Annotated in this window: 1 pseudogene; it reads left to right on the top strand. The window is 63.3% G+C overall.

The features are described 5' to 3' along the window. Positions 1 to 523: pseudogene (locus D0T11_RS22865) on the top strand (IS4 family transposase); the annotation flags it as partial.

Raw genomic sequence — 523 nt, 5'->3', positions numbered from 1 at the left:
CGGAATGGGATTTCGGCCGCTGCCAGGTCAACATCCTGCTCGTCACCATCGGCCGGGGCGAGTTGCAGCTGCCCCTGTACTGGGAATTGCTCGACAACCGCAGCGGCAATTCGTCGGCCGCCGACCGCATCGCCCTGTTGCAGGTCTGCCTCCAGGTGCTGGGCAAACACCGCATCGGGTTGGTGCTGGGGGACCGCGAATTCGTGGGCCACCAGTGGCTGAAATGGCTCAAAGCCAACGGCTTGAACTTCGTCATGCGCCTGCCTAAACACCACTTGCTCACCCACCCCGGCGGCCAGCGGCAGGCCGTTGCCGACCTGGGCCTGGCCCCCGGGCAGGTGCGCCGCTTCACCCACTGCCAGGTCGATGGGGTCTGGGGCCAGGTCTGGGTCAAAGCGCTGGCCGATAACGAGTTTTTGTTCCTGTTTGGCAACGTGGGACTGGCCTACATGGACCAGCTCTACGCCAAACGCTGGACGATTGAGCAGTGCTTTCAGAACCTGAAGGGCCGCGGTTTTAACCT

The organism is Hymenobacter rubripertinctus, from assembly GCF_003583925.1.
GTDB classification, from domain to species: Bacteria; Bacteroidota; Bacteroidia; order Cytophagales; family Hymenobacteraceae; genus Hymenobacter; species Hymenobacter rubripertinctus.
Note: the sequence above shows the minus strand (reverse complement) of the source record. Positions and strands in the feature narration are given on the sequence as shown.